This window comes from Pyxidicoccus fallax (assembly GCF_012933655.1).
Taxonomy (GTDB): Bacteria; Myxococcota; Myxococcia; order Myxococcales; family Myxococcaceae; genus Myxococcus; species Myxococcus fallax.
In genome coordinates this window covers 1-1,876 of record NZ_JABBJJ010000678.1, presented here as the reverse complement: position 1 = coordinate 1,876, position 1,876 = coordinate 1, and the positions used below count along the sequence as shown (strand labels likewise).

Annotated in this window: 2 protein-coding genes; one reads left to right on the top strand and one right to left on the bottom strand. The window is 73.9% G+C overall.

Features of this window, described 5'->3' with window-relative positions; genetic code table 11:
• Positions 1 to 693 (top strand): hypothetical protein (locus HG543_RS53425; RefSeq protein ID WP_246357954.1); only part of this gene is annotated, 693 nt, incomplete at its 5' end.
• A gap of 119 nt (positions 694 to 812) precedes the next feature.
• Here HG543_RS53425 and HG543_RS53420 read toward each other — a convergent pair.
• Positions 813 to 1,754, bottom strand: coding sequence for an acyl-CoA dehydrogenase family protein (locus tag HG543_RS53420; protein ID WP_169352642.1), 942 nt, complete (start codon positions 1,752 to 1,754; stop codon positions 813 to 815).
• Between the last annotated feature and the right edge of the window lie 122 nt (positions 1,755 to 1,876).

The following is a 1,876-nucleotide window of genomic DNA, read 5'->3' as shown; positions in this document are numbered from 1 at the left end:
GTCCTGACCACCCCCACCTCCGCCGCCCAGCCCCAGGGGGGTACCCAGCAGGCGGCCGCGCCGGCGCGGGCGAACGCGGTGGGCCACGCCGGACTCAGCACCTTCCAGGGCGTCTCCACCCCGGTCCGCGCGGTCGCCGCGCAGCCGACGCCGGGCGCCTGGCGTGGCGGTCCGGACACCGAGGTGGGCAAGGCCGTCCAGGCCATGTGGACGCGGATGCAGCAGATGCCGGGCAACGACATCCGCATCAAGGGAGACACCCCGGCGAGCCTGCTCGGCCGCGCCATCCTGGACAGCAAGCGCGTGACGAACGAGCAGCTCATCGCCATGTCCAAGGTGTCGCTGGACCAGCTCGCCACGGACCCGGCCACGCGGCAGAAGGTGCTGGACAAGGTGCCCAACGCGCGCGAGCTGCCGGTGCACAAGTTCACGGTGGCGATGCTGTCGGCGGCCACGGGCATCGACCCGCGGAAGCTCTCCGAGGCCTGCCCGGACCTGGGCCTGACGGGCGCGCCGAACACGCCGCTGCTCTACGCGGCGAAGACGGAGCGGATGCAGCGCTCCACCGCGCTGCACGACTTCACGGACTACCTGCGCGGCGCCGGCATCAAGGGGCTGAACAAGGCGGTGTGGGGCGTGGAGGACCGCATCCTGTCCGCCCTCGTCTCCGCCGTGGGCGGCGGGCGCTACTGAGCGTCACCCGCGCTTCTCCGTAAGCCTTCCGGGCCGTGGCCTTCACGTGAGGTCACGGCCCGTTGCCATTTCAAGCGCATCCCAGGCCCCGGCTCGCCAGAGGCCGCCCCGCCCTTCGCTCATTCACCGCCGGCAGCCGTGCCCCCCGCCGCCCGCTGCCGCGCCGTCTCCAGCCGCTTCGCGCGCACCTTGCCGGCGACGTCCAGCAGCCGCCGATCCCGCTCCCAGCGCTCGCGCGTGGGGGCATCGACCTGGGCCCACAGCGACTCGCACCGCACCAGGGCCCGCTTCGTCAGGTCCAGCGCCCCGCCGAGCGCCAGGTGCGTGGTCGCGTCGGAGGGGTCCGCCTGGGCCAGTCCGCGCAGCATCACCGCGAGCGCCAGCAACTCCTCGCGAGCGGAGTCCGGCCAGCCGCTCCGCCGCGCCACCTGCACCAGCCACCCGAGCAGCGCCAGGTGCACGTGGCAGTCCTCCACCGTGCGGAATGGCTTGAGGTAGCGCGCGTACCCGTCCCCGGGCAGCACCGCGTCCGGCGTCACCGCCACGTCCTCCAGCATCAGCTCCGCGTGAGGCACCTCCGGCACGAAGGGCAGCTCCGGCAGCGCGTTGACCCGGACACCCGGCCGCTTCGCGTCCACCACCACCATGCGCAGCCGGTTCCGGCCCTGCGCGTCCTGGCCCTCGGTGGCCACCACGAGCAGCAGCTCCGCGCGCGTCCCCAGCGTGACGAACGTCTTCGCGCCGGTGAGCCTCGGCCCGGAGCCCGTGTCCGTCAGCCGCGTCTGGATGGCGGAGGGGTGCGCGCCGCCCGGCTCGGTGGCGCAGAGCGCGCAGGGCCTGTCCGCCGGCAGCATGGGGAACAGGAACCGGTGCGCGGCGTGGTAGCCGGAGGCGAACGCATAGCCGAGCCGATCCGCGCGGAAGCCGCCCGCCAGCGCCAGGTCCGCCGGCGCGGGAAAGCGCGAGAGCAACTCCAGATGGCGCCGCCACCACGCCTCGACGGAGTCGAGGGGCTGCGGCTCGGGAGACTCGGTGAGCAGGAAGCGGAGGGCGTCGTTCACGGGAGCGACTCTACGCCAGCTGGAGCCGCCCCATGACGCGGGGCCCGAAGGAGCGGGAAGACAGTGTCGCGGAGGTGGCCAGAGCGGCTCCTGGCCTCGTCATACCGGCGACGGGCGGGTGG